The 843-nt window shown below is 79.0% G+C and carries 1 pseudogene; it reads right to left on the bottom strand.

The features are described from left to right. Positions 1-843: pseudogene (locus AA75_RS50275) on the bottom strand (glycosyltransferase family 2 protein); the annotation flags it as partial.

Here is an 843-nt window from a genome sequence, read left to right as displayed (position 1 = left end):
CAGGCCCGGCGCCACCTGCGTGCCTCACGCCTGACCTGGCGCGGCACCAGTCGGCGCCACCCCGGGGGCCGCACGGCCGGGCCCCCCGGAAGTTCGAAGAGCGCGTCGGGCAGGCCGAGCGCGGGGTCGCGGAACGCCGGGTAGCCCGCGTAGCTGCGCCCGCCGCGGCGGACCTCGGGCGGCGGGCCGTGCACCGCCTCGTGGGCGATCAGGCCGCGCAGCGCGGCGAGTTCGCCGCGCCGGGCGAGCGCGAGCCGCAGCCGGTCGGCGACCGGCAGCCGGACGAACAGGGCGGGCGAGCAGTACCGGTCGACCAGGCGGCCGGTCTCCGCCAGCACCGCCAGCTGCTCCGGGCCGTCCAGGGCCAGGAACGGCGGCTGGAGCAGCTGCGGCAGCTCCCAGCCGAAGTAGCGGCCGTGGATCGCGTCCCGTTCGGGGCCGGGCCCGGTGAGCCGTTCGACCACCTCCTGCACGGCCCGGACGCCGCGCAGCACCTCGCCCGGCTCCGCCCGGGGGACGGTCCGGTGCGCCGGGAGGAGGTAGCCGTAGTCGGTCGTCACGGAGATCCGGCGGGCGTGCAGCAGCGCGGCGACGGCGAACACCTGCTCGGCGTGGACCGGCAGGTCGGGGCGGCGGCGCAGCCCGTGTCCGGTGATCAGCTCGCGGCGGACCAGCATGGTCTCGGACAGCGCCCAGGGCAGCGCGGGGTCGGTGCGGGAGACCCGGTCGGCCGGGGCGGCGAAGATCCCGTGCCGGCGGGCCCGGCCGTCCGGGCCGACCGGCAGCGGCAGCACCACGTCGGAGCCCAGCCGGTCGGCGGTGGCGACCAGCCGCTCCAGCGCC

The sequence above is a fragment of the Kitasatospora sp. MBT63 genome, assembly GCF_000710465.2.
GTDB lineage: Bacteria > Actinomycetota > Actinomycetes > Streptomycetales > Streptomycetaceae > Kitasatospora.
The sequence above is the reverse complement of the archived record's forward strand: the minus strand, read 5'-3'. Positions and strand labels throughout refer to the sequence as shown.